This window comes from Hyphomicrobium sp. 1Nfss2.1 (assembly GCF_965243865.1).
In the GTDB taxonomy this organism is placed as follows: Bacteria; Pseudomonadota; Alphaproteobacteria; order Rhizobiales; family Hyphomicrobiaceae; genus Hyphomicrobium_A.
In genome coordinates this window covers 3,431,850-3,447,920 of the sequence record NZ_OZ251603.1, presented here as the reverse complement: position 1 = coordinate 3,447,920, position 16,071 = coordinate 3,431,850, and the positions used below count along the sequence as shown (strand labels likewise).

Annotated in this window: 15 protein-coding genes; 4 read left to right on the top strand and 11 right to left on the bottom strand. The window is 63.1% G+C overall.

Translation table 11 applies throughout. The annotated features are described in order from the left end of the window. The first annotated feature begins 29 nt into the window (after positions 1-29). Positions 30-1,850: a PAS domain S-box protein gene (locus tag ACP15D_RS16790; RefSeq protein WP_424958575.1), complete on the top strand. Its 1,821-nt coding sequence runs from the start codon at positions 30-32 to the stop codon at positions 1,848-1,850. Between the two features lie 20 nt (positions 1,851-1,870). On the opposite strand, the gene ACP15D_RS16785 is transcribed toward ACP15D_RS16790, so the two are convergent. Further along, the gene (locus ACP15D_RS16785) at positions 1,871-2,788 is read right to left on the bottom strand and encodes an EamA family transporter (RefSeq protein WP_424958574.1); all 918 of its coding nucleotides are present in this window, start codon (positions 2,786-2,788) and stop codon (positions 1,871-1,873) included. 12 nt (positions 2,789-2,800) lie between these two features. After that, a complete protein-coding gene (locus ACP15D_RS16780) occupies positions 2,801-3,214 on the bottom strand; it encodes a DUF983 domain-containing protein (RefSeq protein WP_424958573.1) in 414 nt (137 codons plus the stop codon). A 113-nt stretch (positions 3,215-3,327) separates the two neighbouring features. Between ACP15D_RS16780 and ACP15D_RS16775 the strand changes: the two genes are divergently transcribed. Beyond that, positions 3,328-4,695, top strand: coding sequence for a PLP-dependent aminotransferase family protein (locus tag ACP15D_RS16775; protein WP_424958572.1), 1,368 nt, complete (start codon positions 3,328-3,330; stop codon positions 4,693-4,695). Positions 4,696-4,783: 88 nt separating this feature from the next. Then, positions 4,784-6,436: a PAS domain S-box protein gene (locus tag ACP15D_RS16770; RefSeq protein ID WP_424958571.1), complete on the top strand. Its 1,653-nt coding sequence runs from the start codon at positions 4,784-4,786 to the stop codon at positions 6,434-6,436. 42 nt (positions 6,437-6,478) lie between these two features. Here ACP15D_RS16770 and ACP15D_RS16765 read toward each other — a convergent pair whose 3' ends face one another. Then, entirely contained in the window at positions 6,479-7,213 is a 735-nt protein-coding gene (locus tag ACP15D_RS16765; protein ID WP_424958570.1) for a response regulator, read from the bottom strand. 133 nt (positions 7,214-7,346) lie between these two features. Here ACP15D_RS16765 and ACP15D_RS16760 point away from each other — a divergent pair, with 133 nt between their 5' ends. After that, the gene (locus tag ACP15D_RS16760) at positions 7,347-7,745 is read left to right on the top strand and encodes a hypothetical protein (protein ID WP_424958569.1); all 399 of its coding nucleotides are present in this window, start codon (positions 7,347-7,349) and stop codon (positions 7,743-7,745) included. Positions 7,746-7,775: 30 nt separating this feature from the next. Here ACP15D_RS16760 and ccoS read toward each other — a convergent pair whose 3' ends face one another. The 8 genes from ccoS to ccoN are packed head-to-tail and all read right to left on the bottom strand — an operon-like array spanning position 7,776 to position 15,620. Further along, positions 7,776-7,964, bottom strand: a complete 189-nt coding sequence (ccoS, locus tag ACP15D_RS16755) for a cbb3-type cytochrome oxidase assembly protein CcoS (protein ID WP_424958568.1) — start codon at positions 7,962-7,964, stop codon at positions 7,776-7,778. Beyond that, complete coding sequence (locus tag ACP15D_RS16750) at positions 7,961-10,186, bottom strand: heavy metal translocating P-type ATPase (RefSeq protein ID WP_424958567.1); 2,226 nt, start codon at positions 10,184-10,186, stop codon at positions 7,961-7,963. The genes ccoS and ACP15D_RS16750 overlap by 4 nt, the downstream gene beginning before the upstream one ends. Beyond that, positions 10,171-10,683, bottom strand: coding sequence for a FixH family protein (locus ACP15D_RS16745; RefSeq protein ID WP_424958566.1), 513 nt, complete (start codon positions 10,681-10,683; stop codon positions 10,171-10,173). Before ACP15D_RS16745 ends, ACP15D_RS16750 begins: the two co-directional genes overlap by 16 nt. Then, positions 10,676-12,124, bottom strand: coding sequence for a cytochrome c oxidase accessory protein CcoG (gene ccoG, locus ACP15D_RS16740; protein ID WP_424958565.1), 1,449 nt, complete (start codon positions 12,122-12,124; stop codon positions 10,676-10,678). The genes ACP15D_RS16745 and ccoG overlap by 8 nt, the downstream gene beginning before the upstream one ends. A gap of 37 nt (positions 12,125-12,161) precedes the next feature. Beyond that, positions 12,162-13,034 (bottom strand): cytochrome-c oxidase, cbb3-type subunit III, encoded by an 873-nt coding sequence (ccoP, locus tag ACP15D_RS16735; protein ID WP_424958564.1) that lies wholly within the window; start codon positions 13,032-13,034, stop codon positions 12,162-12,164. Beyond that, a complete protein-coding gene (locus ACP15D_RS16730; RefSeq protein WP_424958563.1) occupies positions 13,031-13,207 on the bottom strand; it encodes a cbb3-type cytochrome c oxidase subunit 3 in 177 nt (58 codons plus the stop codon). The genes ccoP and ACP15D_RS16730 overlap by 4 nt, the downstream gene beginning before the upstream one ends. A 9-nt stretch (positions 13,208-13,216) precedes the next feature. Then, positions 13,217-13,945 carry a cytochrome-c oxidase, cbb3-type subunit II gene (gene ccoO / locus ACP15D_RS16725; RefSeq protein ID WP_424958562.1) on the bottom strand — a complete coding sequence of 243 codons (729 nt, stop codon included), beginning with the start codon at positions 13,943-13,945 and terminating at the stop codon, positions 13,217-13,219. 7 nt (positions 13,946-13,952) lie between these two features. Next, complete coding sequence (gene ccoN / locus ACP15D_RS16720; protein ID WP_424958561.1) at positions 13,953-15,620, bottom strand: cytochrome-c oxidase, cbb3-type subunit I; 1,668 nt, start codon at positions 15,618-15,620, stop codon at positions 13,953-13,955. Positions 15,621-16,071: the final 451 nt, after the last annotated feature.

The following is a 16,071-nucleotide window of genomic DNA, read 5'->3' as shown; positions in this document are numbered from 1 at the left end:
CAATGCGCCCACGAACAGCCAGTCATGACATGAAGAAACGTATCCAGGAATTCGACTGGAGCCGGACCCCTGTCGGCCCCGTCGAGGATTGGCCGTCCTGCCTAAAATGCGCCGTCGATCTCATCGCCGCCTCGCCGGTCCCCATGGTCCTGCTGTGGGGCCCCACCGGGATCATGATTTACAACGACAGCTACGCGTCGTTCGCGGGGGTGCGCCATCCAGATCTGCTGGGAATGCCGGTGGTCGAGGCATGGCCGGAGGCGAGTGAGTTCAACACGCGCGTGATGGAAACGGCGCTCGCAGGCGAGTCGCTGTCGTTCCGCGACAAGCACTTCAATCTCAACCGCCGCGGCGTGCCAGAGGACGTGTGGGTCAATCTCGACTACAGCCCGATCCGCAACGACGATGGCCATGTGCTCGGTGTGCTGGCCATCGTGGTCGACACGACGCCTTGGGTGTTTGCGGAACGTGCGCAGCGCGAAAGTGAGTCCCGCTTCCGCACGCTCGCCGACAACATCGCCGCGTTTGCCTGGATGGCCGACGATAGCGGCAAGATCTTTTGGTATAACAAGCGATGGTTCGACTACACGGGGCTGCCGTTCGAGGAGGCGCGCGAATGGGGCTGGCCGCTGCGTCAGCACCCCGACCATGTCGAGCGCACGATGGAGAAGATCAATCGCTGCCTCGCCAGCGGCGAGGTGTGGGAGGACACGTTCCCGCTAAAGGGGCGCGATGGGGTATATCGCTGGTTTCTCTCCCGCGCGATGCCAATTCGCGACGACGCGGGTAACGTCATCCGCTGGTTCGGAACGAATACCGACATTACCGAGCATCTGGAGGAGGCGGAGAGAAACGCGCAACTGGCGACGATCGTGGCGACTTCAGCGGACGCGATCATCTCGATGTCGAGCGAAGGCAACATTCAATCGTGGAATCCGGGCGCGGAAATCATGTTCGGCTACACAGCCGATGAGGTGATCGGGCAATCGGAACGCCTGCTTTTCCCGGAGGGCGCGGCGGCGGAATTCGAGGACAAGTATCGCCATCTGCGGCTGGGCGAGCATGTGCTGCGCGATACAGTGAGACGCCGGAAGGACGGAAGCCTGCTGGACGTCGCTATAAATGTCGCGCCGATGCGCCGGCCAGACGGGCGCATTTTCGGCTTCTCGGCAGTGTTTCGCGACATCACCGAACGCAAGCGGGTCGAGAAGCATCTGCGCACGGTGATGCGCGAGCTTTCGCACCGCACGAAGAACCTGCTTGCCGTCATCGTCGCCATGGTGCGGCAGACAGCCCGCACGAGCAGCGATGTCGCCGTGTTGCAGTCGCAGCTCATTCAGCGGCTGCAGAGCCTGTCTGCGTCGCACGACCTGCTGGTCGCCGAAGATTGGACGGGCGCGTCGCTTGAAGAATTGATCCACGCGGTGCTGCAGCCGTTCACGGGATCGTCGGAGGAGTCGCTGGAGTGCAAGGGGCCGCACGTATTCGTCAACGCGACGGCTGCGCAGAACCTCGGCCTTGCGTTGCATGAACTCGCCACCAATGCGGCGAAGTACGGGGCGTTGTCGACGTCAAACGGGCGCGTGCATGTCAGATGGGATATCGAGCCGCACGAGGATGGTTCCCGCTGGCTGGTGCTGCATTGGAACGAACGCGGCGGGCCGCCGGTCTCGCCGCCGACGGTGAAGGGATTTGGCCACGTGGTCATCGAGCGTGTCGTCGGCCAGGCGCTAAGCGCCAAGGTCGACTACAAGTTCGCACCCGGCGGCGTCGAATGGTCGATCACCATGCCGGTGGAGTTCATCGTGCGCTGGAGGACTGAACGAGGCGCCGTACCGAGCGTCGGCTAGCTTGCTCTGCGATCCACTCGTCAGGTTGCATCGGGCGCCTCACGGCGACGGAGCATCGCCGACGCCCGCGGCCACATCAGATTGATGAAGAGCCCGAGAAGAACCAGCGTCATCGCTTCGAGCTTCCAGGCCTGCAGCGGCTCGCCGAGAAAAGCCGCAGAGGCTGCGATCCCGAACAAGGGAACCAGAAGAGACATCGGTGCTACGCTCGCCACGGTGTAACGCGACAACAGCCATCCCCACACGGCGTAGCCGAAGAGCGTGTTGCCGACTGCCTGCCACAGCACAGCGGCCCAGGTTGCGGGCGTCGCATTGGCAATACCCGCGGCCATGGCGCCCGGACCTTCCAGCATCAGGGCCGCTGCGATGAGCGGCACCACGGAAAACGGGCTTGCCCAGACGACGTAACCCAACATATCGGCCTTGGGCGATGAACGGACGACGATATTGCCACCGGCCCAGCAAAGGGCTGCGGCGAGCACGAGCGCCAGCCCAAACGGCGTCGTCATTGCGTCCGTGTTGAGTATGATGAGCGCGATACCCGCCACTGCTATGCCGAGTGCCACGAACTGAAAGGGGCGCACGCGCTCGCCGCTGAGCATGGCCGCAAGCCCGATGGTGAAGAACACCTGCATCTGCACGACCAGCGAGGCGAGCGCGGGCGTGATGTGGCCGTTCATTGCGATGAACAGCAGGCCGAACTGGCCGCCGCCGATCAGCAGCCCATAGCTGGCGAGGTTACGCCAGGACACATTCGGGCGCGAAACCAGAAGCATCGCCGGGAAGAACGCCAGCGCGAACCGCAGAGCAGCAAACGTGAGCGGGGGAAGATGATCCAGCCCGACGCGGATGACGACGAAGTTCGAACCCCACACCGCCATGACAACGACGGCCAGCAGCGCATGGCGCAAGGACAAGCTGGCCGGAGCGGGTGTCATCGCAGCGATCGATCAGGCCACGCGCTGAAGGTTGTTCGCGGGGGCTCGAGTCCGGCGCGCGCCGAACCCGTGCATGCGCAGCGCCCACTGCAACGCGACGATCGTGCCCTTCACAGGTTGGAGCAGACCGAGGCTCAGGCCGAGCGTGAGCGGTACCCACAGCGCGATGTGGATCCAGATCGAAGGGGCGAACGACGTTTCGACCCACAACAAGAGTCCGATGACGATGTGGCCGACGATGGACATGACAATGTAGGCGGGCATGTCGTCGGCGCGGTGATGGTGGAGATCCTCTCCGCAAGCGTCGCAGCGATCCTTGACCTTGAGGAACTTGCGAAACAAGGGGCCCTCGCCACATGCCGGACAGCGGCAGGTGGCACCTCTCAGCAAGGCCGTTGCCAAGGTTGGCTCGCAGGTATTCTCCATCCCTAGTCCCCTTATTCTGTGGCCGGGTTATCCGCTGGTTTGGCGGCAGCTTGAAGGTAGGCTACATTGTATGGACCGACAACGCGCTATGTGACCACGCTTGTATGGATTGGATGCCTACAATTTCGGATCGGGCCGGCCCGGTCTACCTGCGCATCGTGGCGGCACTCGCCGACGATATCGCCTCCGGGCGCCTGCATCAGGGGCAGGCACTTCCTACGCACCGGACGCTCGCCGCGGCACTCGGCATCGACCTGACGACAGCGACGCGCGCCTACTCGGAAGCGCGGCGGCAAGGTTTGACAGAAGCGCGCGTCGGTCGAGGTACGTTCGTCAAAGCTGGCGATCCGCCGGCAGCGCGTCAGGTGATGGCTCCGGGCATCGACCTGTCGATGAACATCCCGCCGCAACCTGCGGAGGCCGAGCTGGCGGCGCAGCTGGCGAGGACGTTCGGCGAGTTGCGCTCGGGCGGGCGCATACAAACGTACCTCAACTACCAGCAGCCCGGCGGCACGCGCGGGGAGCGCGTGATTGCCGCGGATTGGCTGCGATCCCTTGTCCCGAATGTTTCGGCAGATCGGCTCGTACTCGCGCCCGGCACGCAGTCGGCGCTGTTCTCGCTTCTACTGATGCACGCGGCGCGCGGAGACAGCCTTTTCACCGAAGCGCTGACGTATCCTGGCTTGAAGTCGGCAGCCGCTGCGTTGGGGATCAACCTCATCGGCATCGACATGGATCGCGACGGTATCGTGCCGGCGGCGCTCGAGCGCGCCTGCCGGAAGCACAGCAAGGTGCGGGTCATCTACCTGATGCCGACGATGCACAATCCAACGACGGCAACGATTCCCGTGAAACGCCGCGAGGAGCTGGCGCGCATCATCGCTGCGCGGGGGCTGACGCTGATCGAGGACGATCCTTACGCCTTCCTAACGACCGGCATTACACCGTTTGCCACGCTGATCCCCGAGCGCACTTATCTCGCCGCCAGCCTGTCGAAGAGCGTGACGCCGGGTTTGCGCGTTTCGCTGGTGGTGTCGCCGAACCAGGAAGATGCCGCGCGATTGACGAGTTGCCTGCGCGCCAGCTTACAGATGTCGGTGCCGCTGACACTGGCGGTTGCCGCCAGATGGCTGAGCGACGGCACAGCGACCTCGATCATTGCGGCGGTGGCAAACGAGGCGGCAGCGCGCCAGCGGCTTGCAAACAAGGCGCTTCAGGGGCATGCGTTTGCCGCACATCCATCCGGGCATCACCTGTGGCTGACGCTGCCTTCACCATGGTCGAGCGCCGATTTCACAGCTCATCTGCAAAGGCGCGGCCTCGGCGTCGTGGCGGCTGAAGCGTTTGTCACCACCGAGAAGGCGCCGGACTGCATCAGAGTTGCGCTCGGCGCGGCTCCCAATCGCTCGACGTTGGTAAAGGCCCTGGACATTCTGGCGCAGTCGCTCGGCACGGATCTCGATACCGAGCACCTGGTGTAATGGTTGCGGAGTACTATTGGCACACCACACTTGATCATCGCCGATCAATGGCTTTCAATCGGCGCAGCTTGGAATTGCGGCACCTCTCATGCCTCCCACAGACGCGCCGGCCGGCGATACCCAGAAAGAGCTGCAACTCGCCGAGTCGCAGATATCGACCATTCTTGCCATTGCGGCAGATGCCATCATCTCGCTCAACGAGAACATGCGCATCATGGTGTTCAACGATGGCGCGGCCTCGATGTTCGGCTACAGCAAGGAAGAGATCATCGGGCAGCGCCTGGACGTGCTGATCCCCGAGCGCTTTCGCGGGACGCATCACGCTCATGTTGCCGAATTTTCGCGCTCGCCGGTGGCGGCGCGGCGAATGGGTGAGCGGCAGGAGATCTTCGCGCGACGCAAGGATGGGACGGAATTTCCCGCAGAAGCCTCCATCGCCAAGCAGGAGATAGACGGGCGCCCCATCTTCATGGTGGTGGTGCGCGATGTGACCGAGAGGAAGCGTGCGCAGGCAGAGTTGGCGAAAGCCAATTCGGAGCTGGAGCAACGCGTGGCGGAGCGCACGCGCGAACTCGAAGCGGAAATCGGCCGGCGCGAGGCGGCGCAGGCAGCGCTGATCCAGGCACAGCGCATGGAGGCCTTCGGCCAGCTGACGGGCGGCGTGGCGCACGACTTCAACAACCTTCTGACCATCATAACCGGCAACCTGGAGCTGATGGGTGATGCTACGGACCAGCCAGCCTCGCGTACGCTGCTGAAGCGTGCGGCCGATGCTGCCGACATGGGCGCTGCGCTGACGAAGCGGCTGTTGACGTTCGCCCGGCGCAGGCGTCTGTCGCCGCAGGTGCTCGATCTCAACGAGCTGGTGCTGGGGTTGATGGAAATCCTGAAGCGCTCGATCGGCGAGCCGATCACGCTCACAACAATGCTCGCCGGCAACCTTTGGAAGACGAAGGCCGATCCAAGCGAGGTGGAGAACGCGATCCTCAACCTCGCCATCAATGCGCGCGATGCGATGCCTCACGGCGGTGCGCTGATGGTCGAAACGCGCAACGTTGCAGCGGGCGCCCTGCCCTTCGACGGCGCGGGCGGCGAGTATGTGCTGCTATCGGTTTCAGATACCGGTGAAGGCATGCCGCCCGAAGTGATGGAGCGCGCATTCGAGCCGTTCTTCTCCACCAAGGAGCCCGGCCGCGGTACCGGACTTGGCCTGAGCACCGTCTATGGCTTTGCGGAACAGTCGAGTGGCCACGCGACAATCGAAAGCGCGGTGGGACGCGGCACGACCGTGACGCTCTATCTGCCACGCGCCGATGGCGAACTCGACAGGGTTGCATCGACTTCCGAGGCGGTACCGCTTTCTGAGGCGAATGAGGTCGTACTGGTCGTCGAAGACAATGCCGAGGTGCGCGAGCTGACACTGCAGCGCGTCGAAGGTCTGGGCTACGTGGTGCTCGAGGCAGAAAGTGGCCCGGCGGCAATTCGCATCCTGCAGAGCGGCGAGCATGTCGATCTCGTGTTGAGCGATATTGTCATGGCAGGTGGCATGTCGGGCTATGAGCTGGCACGCTGGATTGGCGAGCATGTGCCTGGGACGAGGGTCGTGCTGACGACCGGATATGCCGCGGAAGAGACGCGTCACGATCCGGCTGCTTACGGCGGCAACCCCATCCTACGCAAACCCTACAAGCGCGCGGAATTGGCGGTGTCCCTACACGATGCTTTGCATCGCGACACGTAGGGCCGCACCCTCGCCCCGTGTGCAGCGCTTATCGCCAGGGCGTCAGAGCTTCTTGGCCGATCCGGCGAACACGTAGCCGACGCCGCGCACGGTTTTCACCAGCATGGGGCGTTCGCTATCGGGCTCCAGCTTCTTGCGCAGGCGCGCAACGAGCGCGTCGATGGAGCGATCCATCGGCGTCCAGTCGTGACCTTTCAAGAGGTCCATGATCTCGTCGCGCGAGAGGACGCGGCCGGCTCTCTGCACGAGCAGCGCCAGCAGATTGAACTCGGCGGTGGTGAGGTCGCGCAGCTCGCCGGAGGGATCGCGCACTTCGCGGCGCAGCAAATCTACCTTCCAGCCATCAAACCCGTAACATTCCTCACCCTCAGAGGTAGCGCCACTTGCTGGCGCATTGCTGGCCGCATAGCGCCGCAGTACCGCACGCACGCGAGCGATCACCTCGCGCATGAGAAATGGCTTGGGGATGTAGTCGTCGGCGCCGAGCTCGAGACCCACCACGCGGTCGATGGCGTCGCTCTTGCCGGTGATCATGATAATCGGGACGTTCTTGACCACGCGCAGTTCGCGCGCGACCTTGAGGCCGTCCTCGCCGCCGAGCTTCAAATCCAGCGTCACGAGGCTGATCGGGACCCGCTCTATGAGGGTCACGGCCTGGCCTCCATCGGAGGCTTCAAGGACCGAAAATCCCTCGCCTTCCAGACCGGTGCGTAGAAGCGTGCGCACCTCGGGCTCGTCGTCGACGATGAGAATGGTCTGCCGTTCTGCTGCGGACATGGGGCGGGGGGCCGGCTGAGTAAGGTTCATTCCTGTTACATGCTGTCACACAAGCGCACAATCAGGTCAAACCCCGGCGACGCCTTGCCGCTAGGGTGTGGGTTAATTTCGTCCATCACGCGAGTGGTGCCCGGTGACCGAAGATCACATCGATGGTAATCCCAGCGCCTGCTGTGGCGGCTGCCAGAATGGCGCCAATCCGCGGCCCCGGCTGGTTATCGGCGTCTTCAACGACGCGGACTGCGCCAGCGGTGTAGCCAGGAAGCTGCGCGGCACGGCGCATGCGGTCTGCGTGCTTTCAAATGGTGAGCCGCTATTGGCGCAGGACTTCGATGGCCTGCCTCCCCTGTCCCTGATGGGCTGCGGTCGCCTCTATCAGCAGGTTGCAGCTCAACTTGAGCTCGGTGCGTCGATCGTTATTGTCGACGCGCTAAGCCCCGAGCAGCAACTGGGCTTTTCTCGGGTCCTTCTCGAGTGGAAGTGCGATCTGCTGCTGACGCACGACGGTAGCGGCTCCAAGCACAGCGACTGAAGCCTTTTGCGGCCTGTGCGGCACACGTCGCTATGGGTTGGGCTTCTCTACGTTTTCAGCCGCCCTCGATGCGTCGCCGGGCTCTTCATCCTGGATCGCGCGCCATCCAGCCCCTTCCAGATCCTCGAACTGGCCTGAACGCAGGGCCCATAAGAATGCCAGGAGCCCGAGCAGGCCGAGCGCGAGTGCACAGGGGATCAACCAGACGAGCGATGTCATCGTGCTGGTCCTTTGCCGAGAGTGAGCCTTCTGCCGCGCAGCCGCAGGGCGTTGCCCGTCACGGCGATCGACGATAGCGACATGGCGAGCGCTGCAATGAGCGGCGTGACGAAGCCGGCCATGGCCAGGGGTACCGAAACACAGTTGTAGGCGATGGCGATGGCGAAGTTCTCGATCGCCATGCGCTGAGATGCACGAGCTACGCTGAGCAGTTCGATGACAGGCGCGAGCGGTTCGCCCTGGAAAACGGCATCAGAGGCAGTCTGACTGACGTCGGCTGCGGTCGAGGGAGAGATCGATGCGTGGGCTGCGGCGAGCGCCGGCGCATCGTTGAGGCCGTCGCCGATCATGAGAACGCGGCGGCCTTCCGACTTCAGTGCTTCAAGGCGCGCGATCTTCCCGTCGGGCCGCACTTCGGCGAACCAATCACTGATACCAGCTCCTTCGGCGGCCGCGCGCACCGGGTCGATACGATCTCCGGAAAGCAGCACGATACGGAATCCGGCGTGCTTCAACGCGGCGATGACGCCTGGAGCGTCGGAGCGGAGGCTGTCCTCGAAGTGCAGCGCAATCGGTGCGTTGCCGCCCTCCCGGAACCAGAGGGAAGCGACATGGGCGTCGGAACTTTCGGCTGCGGGGATGCCGACCCAGCTTGCGGAACCGAGACGACGCTCGCCGCGAGGCGACGCAGCAATCAATCCGCTGCCGGGATGCTCGGTGACGCCTTCGGCGATCGCGAATGTGAGGCTGCGCTCGCGGGCCGTGCGCACGACGGCGCGCGAATAGGGGTGACGGCTGGCAATGGCGAGCGAGGCCGCTGCGGCCAGCGTTGCATCGTCGATGGCATCCGCATTGGCCAACGATGGCTCGCCGCGCGTAAGCGTACCCGTCTTGTCGAAGACGATCGTGTCGATGTCGGAGAGGCGTTCCAGTCCGTCTGCAGCCTTGACGATGATGCCCTTGGAGAAGAGCCGCCCCGCTGCTGCCACCTGAACCGCCGGCACCGCGAGGGCGAGCGCGCACGGGCAGGTGATGATGAGCACGGCGATGGCGTAGGTGAGCGACTGCTCGAAGGCGGCGCCGGCGACCAGCCATCCAATCAGGGTGACGGCGCCGAGAATGTGCACGGCCGGCGCGTAGAAGCGTGCGGCGCGATCGGCGAGGCGGACATAGTGTCCGCGGCCCTGCTCTGCCGATTGCACCAGACGGGCAATATCGGCCAGCAGCGTATTGTCGTCAGTGGCGGTCGCTTCGACGACGATGGCGCTGTCGATATTGACGGTGCCAGCGTGCACCATTTCACCAAAGGCCGCGCGGCGGGGCACGGTCTCACCGGTGATGAGGCTGGTGTCGACGTGCGTTGCGCCACTTAGGACGCGTCCGTCTACAGGGATGCGTTCGCCAGCCGCAACCTGGATGCGCATGCCCGGCTCGAGCGCGCGGGCGGCGAGTCGACGGACGGCACCATCCTCGCCGATGACGTTGGCGGACAGGGCCTTCAGTCCGAGGAGGTTTTCGGCGGCGCCGCGCGCGCGTACGCGCACCTTCTCATCGAGGTAGCGCCCAATGAGGAGGAAGAACGTCAGCATGATCGCGGCGTCGAAGTACACCTGATCAGTGCTACGCATCGTCTGATAGAGGCTCATTCCCGTGGCGAGCAGGATGCCGAGCGAAATCGGCACGTCCATGTTGAGATGGCGTGCGCGCAGGGCGGTGAGCGCGGAGCGGAAGAACGGCTGCCCGGAGTAGGCGATGGCCGGCATGGCGATCAGTGCCGACAGCCAATGGAACAGGTCGGCGGCGGACTGGTCCATGTCGCTGGCATGCCCGGCCCAGACCGAGACCGAGAGCAGCATGACATTGGCGGCGGCAAAGCCGGCGACGCCGAGTCGGCGCAGCAAATCATCGGCGCGGGCGGTCGCGCTCTCGTCGGCGCCACCGACGGATTCAGCGGCGCGGTAGCCGGTGCGGTCGAGGGCATCGATGAGCCTTTGCGGCTCGGTGGTCCGGTTATCGAAGGTGACGGCCACGCGCTTGGCGGTGAGGCTGGCGCGCGCAGAGGCGACACCGGGCGTTGCCTGCAGGGCGCGCTCAATGCGGCCCATGCAGCTTCCACACTGCATGTTCTCGACGATCAGCGAAACGGTCGTCGTCGGCGGCAGCGAATCGTCGGCGCTCGGGCGCGCCGATGCTGCACGCGGCAGTGTTACGGCTTGATCCATGCACGTCTCCGCGCCTGATATACGGGCTCGTTCGAGCTACCGGCATCGTAAGCGCTAAGATCGATGATCCAAGTGCCTTCCACGGCGCCCGGAAACGCTGCTTCGTAAAGGCCAGGGGCGGTCTCGGCGAGCGTGACCGTCACATCATGCCGATTGGTGGCTGGTCGACCGATCGTGGCAACGACGCGCTTACCGGCGACGGCGCTGTCCTCCTTGTCGCGAAGCGCCACCTGGAGCCGCTCGGGCGTGCTGGCGAACTTGGTGTCGTCGCGCCAGCCGAGCGCGGTCTGGCGCTCATCCTGGGCGATACTGGCGTTGTATTCGAGACCCTTGCGGTATGCGTCGGGCGTTTCGATGCCTCCGAAGGTGGAGACAGCCTGATAGATCATGAAGCCGTCGACGGCGAAGATGATGCCGAAGAAGCCGAGGAAGCACATCAGGACGTGCCGACCACTCATGCGGGACTTACGCGGCTTGCTAGCTACAGGCTCACTCATTGGCCGGCCCCCGGAATGTTGCATCATGATACACCGTTTCGCTCGCCGCCGGATCGATGATGGCGAAGCGGAACGGCGTGGCGCTACCCGACAGTTTAGCGCGCGAAGCAGCCGGAACGGTGACGAACACTTTCAGAGCACGCAGATTATCCGGTACGACCTCGATCGTTGGGCGCTCTCCTGGGAGGCCGACGATCTGCAGCTGGGCGCCATCTAGACCCGACAACTCAAGATGCAGGCGGCGCGGGTCGTGCTCCTTGTTCATGAGCTTGACCACGTAGCCATTGCGCAGGCTGCCGTCGGAGAGCTGCACGAACATAGGGTTGCGGTCGTGCAGGATGTTCACATCCAGGTCCGAGCGATTGGACCAGGCAAACATTATTACGCCGCTGACCAAGGCGATGAGCGCCGTATAGACCATGGTGCGCGGGCGAATGAGGCGGATCGGAACCCGCTCGGCGTGCGTAGATGCTTCGAGGTTCTTGAAGGTGTCGTAGGCAATGAGGCCGCGCGGACGGCCGACGCGATCCATGATCTCGTCGCAGGCATCGATGCAGAGTGCGCACTGGATGCACTCGAGCTGAGCGCCGTCGCGAATGTCGATACCCATCGGGCAGACAGTGACGCACGCGGTGCAGTCGACGCAGTCGCCGTGGCCTTCCCAGGACTGGCCCTTCTTGTGCGGGCCGCGTGGCTCGCCGCGCCAATCACGATAGGAGACAAGCAGCGAGTCGGCATCGAACATCGCTCCCTGAATGCGCGGCCAGGGACACATATAGATGCACACCTGCTCGCGGGCGATGCCTCCGAGAAGATAGGTCGACACGGTGAAGACGCCGAGAAAGACGTAAGCAACGGTGGGTGCGTCACCGGTAAGGAGCTCATGCGCAAGTGTTGGCGCATCGCGGAAATAGAAGACGAGCGCACCGCCGGTGGCCAAGCCGATCAGCAGCCACGTGGCGTGCGTGCCAGCCTTGCGCCAAATCTTGTTGAAGGACCAGCGCGCATTGTCGAGACGCATGCGGGCGTTGCGATCACCCTGCCAGATGCGCTCGACCGCGATCATGAGATCGGTCCAGACGGTCTGCGGGCAGGCATAACCGCACCACACACGTCCGGCGAGGGCCGTAACGAGGAAGAGCCCGAGCGCCGACAGAATGAGGATGCCGGTGATGTAATAAAGTTCCTGCGCCCAGATCTCGATAGGGCCGAAGAACAGGCGCTGATTAGCGAAATCGAGCAGAAACGCCTGATCGGGCAGGTTCGGCCCGCGGTCCCAGCGGAGCCAAGGCAGCAGGTAGTAGACGCCGAGTGTGGCGATCATCACCGCCCACTTCAGCTTGCGAAAATTGCCGTGCGCCAGCTTAGGGTAAATCTTCTGGCGCCCGGCATAACCCCCGACTGACGGTCCCGCGTCGACTTCTGTCGTTCTGTTCATCATATTCACGGCGAGTCCTCGCCAGTGGGGGTTCAGGTTTCTATTGGCCGCCACCAAGCGAGTGCACGTATGCGGCCAGCATCTTGATGGTTACGGGATCGAGGCGCCCGGTCCAGTAGGGCATGACGCCGCCCCGACCCGTCTCGATGGTTTTCTCAATGTCGGCGAGCTTGCCGCCATAGAGCCAAATGCCATCGGTGAGGTTCGGAGCGCCCATGTCCTGGTTGCCCTTGCCCTCCTCGCCATGACAGGCGACGCAGTTGTCGGCGAAGATCGTCTTGCCGCGCTCCGCAGCCGCTGCATCAGTCGAGTGTCCCGATAGAGACAGCACATACTGGGCAGTATCTGCTATTTCGGCAGGCTTAAGGACGCCGTCAAGACCGAAGCGGGGCATCGCCATGTCGCGGGCTTCCGGATCACCAGAGCGGATGCCGTGCGTAATGGTCTGCTGGATCGCTTCGGGCGTGCCGCCCCACAGCCAATCGTCATCGTTGAGGTTCGGGTAACCAACGGCACCGCCTCCGCCCTTGCCGTGGCACGGGCCGCACCTGTCACCAAACACTGCAGCGCCGCCAGCCATTACGAATGGAAGCAGTTCCTCGTTCTTGGTGATCTCGCCGACCGGCGTTGCAGCGATCTGCTCGAAGTATTTCGACTGTGCCGCTTTGGCTGCGGCGACTTCCTTGCTGACTTCGCCGCGCTGGCTGTAATCGAACATACCCTTGGTGTAGTCGCCGTTGACCACAGGCCAAGCTGGATAGAAGACCCAATAGCCAATCGACCAAACGATGCATGCGTAGAGAACGTACAGCCACCAGCGTGGCAGCGGCTTGTTCAACTCTCTAAGATCGCCATCCCAGACGTGACCGGTCGTTTCAACGCCGGTGACGCTGTCTACGTGCTTCTCCGTCATCGACCGTCTCCCTCCGGTTCGTCATTCTTGTCCTCAAGCGGCACCTGCGCCGCTTGATCAAACTTCTTCTTGTTTCCCGGCCAGAACGCATAGGCGACGATGGCCAGGAACAGACTTACGAAGAGCACCAGGGCTATGGTCTGCGAGAGAACCGTCGCAGCGTGATATGTCATGGCATGGCCTCAGCGTAGGTTGGGACCGGCTGCGTCGAACTTGGCGAAGTCGACGAGCGTTCCCAACATCTGAAGATAGGCGATCATTGCATCGAGCTCGGTCGGCTGATCTCCTTGGGCGCCGTCGAACTTGCGAACCTGCGCCTTCGGGTATCGCCCAAGCATCGCTTTGGATTCCGCGCTGTCGGGCGTGATCTGCGCGACCAGGTCGGCCTGCGCATTCTCGATCATCTCATCGGTGTAAGGTACGCCGGTGAGACGCAGCGTCTTCATGCGCTCGGCCATATCCGCATGGTCAAGCTTGCGCTTGGCAAGGAACGGATAGCCGGGCATGACCGACTCGGGAACGACGGAGCGCGGATCGTGCATGTGGTCGACGTGCCAGTTGTCGGAGTACTTGCCACCGACACGAGCAAGATCGGGCCCGGTGCGCTTCGATCCCCACTGGAACGGGTGATCGTACATGCTCTCGGCGGCGAGGCTGTAGTGCCCGTAGCGCTCAACCTCGTCACGCAGCGAGCGGATCATCTGCGAGTGGCAGTTATAGCAGCCTTCGCGAAGGTAGATGTCACGCCCTGCCAGCTCGAGCGGAGAATATGGCCGCATGCCCTGCACCTTCTCGATGGTCGAGTTGAGCAGGAATAGCGGGGCGATCTCCACCAGACCGCCGATCGACACCACAATCAGGATGCCGATCAGCAGCACCATCGAGTTCTTTTCGAAAAAATCGTGCTTCATGGTTCCCTCACTCGGCCGGCACGGCAGTCGCAGCGTGGCGCAGTTCAGGCGCGGCCGCGGATTCCGGCTGGTCGGCAATGTCAGATGAAACCTCACCGCGGATCGTGCGCCACACGTTGATGGCCATGAACACAGCACCGAGGAGGAACAAGAGACCACCAGTGGCGCGGATAACGTACGGCCAATGCATGACCTCAACCGTCTCGACGAACGAGTACTTGAGGAAGCCAAGCTTGTCGTAGGCGCGCCACATCAGACCCTGCGTGATGCCCGACACCCACATCGCGGAGATGTAGAGGACGATGCCCACAGTCGCGGTCCAGAAGTGCCACTCCACGAGGCGGATCGAATAGAGGCCACGACGCTTCCACAGCCAGGGAACGAGGCAGTAGATCGCGCCAAATGACACCATTCCGACCCAGCCCAGAGCACCGGAGTGCACGTGACCGATGGTCCAGTCGGTGTAGTGCGACAGCGAGTTGACCGACTTGATCGACATGAGCGGGCCTTCGAAGGTCGACATGCCGTAGAAGGCGACCGACACGACGAGCAGACGCACGACTGGATCAGTACGCAGGCGATCCCAGGCGCCCGACAGCGTCATCAGGCCGTTGATCATGCCGCCCCACGAGGGCATCCACAGCATGATCGAGAAGGTCATACCGAGTGTCTGCGTCCAGTCCGGAAGCGCGGTGTAGTGCAGATGGTGCGGACCCGCCCAAATGTAGAGGAAGATCAGCGACCAGAAGTGCACGATCGACAAGCGGTAGGAGTAGACCGGCCGCTCAACGCGCTTGGGGATGAAGTAGTACATGATGCCGAGGAAGCCGGCGGTCAGGAAGAAGCCGACGGCGTTATGGCCATACCACCACTGGGTCATGGCATCCTGGACACCCGAGAACAGCGAGTAGCTCTTGGACCCCAGGAACGAGACCGGGATGGAGAGGTTGTTGACGATGTGCAGCATCGCAATCGTCACGATGAACGCCAGGTAGAACCAGTTGGCCACGTAGATGTGCGGTTCCTTGCGCTTCCACAGCGTTCCCAGGAACACCAGCAGGTAAACAACCCACACCAGCGTCAGCCACAGGTCGATGTACCATTCCGGCTCGGCGTACTCGCGCCCCTCGGTCGCGCCGAGGACGTAGCTCGACGCTGCGAGAACGATGAAGAGCTGATAGCCCCAAATGACGAACCACGGCGACCAGTACCCGGCGATGCGGGCGCGGCTGGTGCGCTGGACGACATACAGCGACGTGGCAAGAAGAACGTTTCCGCCAAAGGCGAAAATCACTGCCGACGTATGCACCGGGCGCATGCGCCCGAAGTTGGTCCATGGCAGATCGAGGTTGAGGACGGGGAAGGCTAGCTGCCAGGCGATGATGTCGCCGACGAGAAACCCTACAATCCCCCAAAACACGGCGGCGATCGTCGCCACCTTGATCGGCCCATCCATGTAGTGGGCCTGCTCGTCGGCTCCCCCCTGACGCGGATGCGTCAGAACATAGTAGCCGCCAGCAGCTGCAGCCAGAAGGAAGAGCGCGCCGTGGAGGCGTATCACTTCGTCCTGACCGAATATTGCTAGCACGGCGCCGATGGCGCCTATGATTACTGCGACGATTGTCGCAGTCGCACCTGATAGTGCGATGACCTCTTCGCTGGTTGTTGCCTTCATCGTCAAACCTCGTCTCTCCCCGGACGGTAAACGATACGAGCCACAATGCCCGCCGCCCATTGACGGCGATCAAGTGTGCGACGAAAGGGTAGCTGATTTCTCGGCCATTTCTCTCGCATTGCATCGCTATCGTTTGGTTGCATCGAGTTAGGTGCCTGCTGCTTGAGGCTGATCAAATTGGCCTTGCGGCACGCTCGCACACAGGACGATTGCCACAGCTCAGTGTCGTGACCATCACAGCGTGGCTCGGTCGGTCGCGTCCTTCAAGCCTGACGCATTGCAGTGTCCGCGAGAAGAGGTGCGGGTCTCGGAAGCGGAATTGATCAGCATAAATGAATGCGGCGCCACCATCCCCGAAGCCGCATCCGGTCGGCGAATGCAGCTCGGGGCGGTGGCGCCGGCATATCCGGCCCACGGGACGAAGGCCTGGATAACTAGGCGTTCGTGAGCA

Coding starts and splice junctions, on each gene's coding strand:
- ACP15D_RS16790 (WP_424958575.1), top strand. CDS start 30: ATGAAGAAACGTATCCAGGAATTCGACTGGAGCCGGACCCCTGTCGGC.
- ACP15D_RS16785 (WP_424958574.1), bottom strand. CDS start 2,788: ATGACACCCGCTCCGGCCAGCTTGTCCTTGCGCCATGCGCTGCTGGCC.
- ACP15D_RS16780 (WP_424958573.1), bottom strand. CDS start 3,214: ATGGAGAATACCTGCGAGCCAACCTTGGCAACGGCCTTGCTGAGAGGT.
- ACP15D_RS16775 (WP_424958572.1), top strand. CDS start 3,328: ATGCCTACAATTTCGGATCGGGCCGGCCCGGTCTACCTGCGCATCGTG.
- ACP15D_RS16770 (WP_424958571.1), top strand. CDS start 4,784: ATGCCTCCCACAGACGCGCCGGCCGGCGATACCCAGAAAGAGCTGCAA.
- ACP15D_RS16765 (WP_424958570.1), bottom strand. CDS start 7,213: ATGTCCGCAGCAGAACGGCAGACCATTCTCATCGTCGACGACGAGCCC.
- ccoS (WP_424958568.1), bottom strand. CDS start 7,964: ATGACATCGCTCGTCTGGTTGATCCCCTGTGCACTCGCGCTCGGCCTG.
- ACP15D_RS16750 (WP_424958567.1), bottom strand. CDS start 10,186: ATGGATCAAGCCGTAACACTGCCGCGTGCAGCATCGGCGCGCCCGAGC.
- ACP15D_RS16745 (WP_424958566.1), bottom strand. CDS start 10,683: ATGAGTGAGCCTGTAGCTAGCAAGCCGCGTAAGTCCCGCATGAGTGGT.
- ccoG (WP_424958565.1), bottom strand. CDS start 12,124: ATGATGAACAGAACGACAGAAGTCGACGCGGGACCGTCAGTCGGGGGT.
- ccoP (WP_424958564.1), bottom strand. CDS start 13,034: ATGACGGAGAAGCACGTAGACAGCGTCACCGGCGTTGAAACGACCGGT.
- ACP15D_RS16730 (WP_424958563.1), bottom strand. CDS start 13,207: ATGACATATCACGCTGCGACGGTTCTCTCGCAGACCATAGCCCTGGTG.
- ccoO (WP_424958562.1), bottom strand. CDS start 13,945: ATGAAGCACGATTTTTTCGAAAAGAACTCGATGGTGCTGCTGATCGGC.
- ccoN (WP_424958561.1), bottom strand. CDS start 15,620: ATGAAGGCAACAACCAGCGAAGAGGTCATCGCACTATCAGGTGCGACT.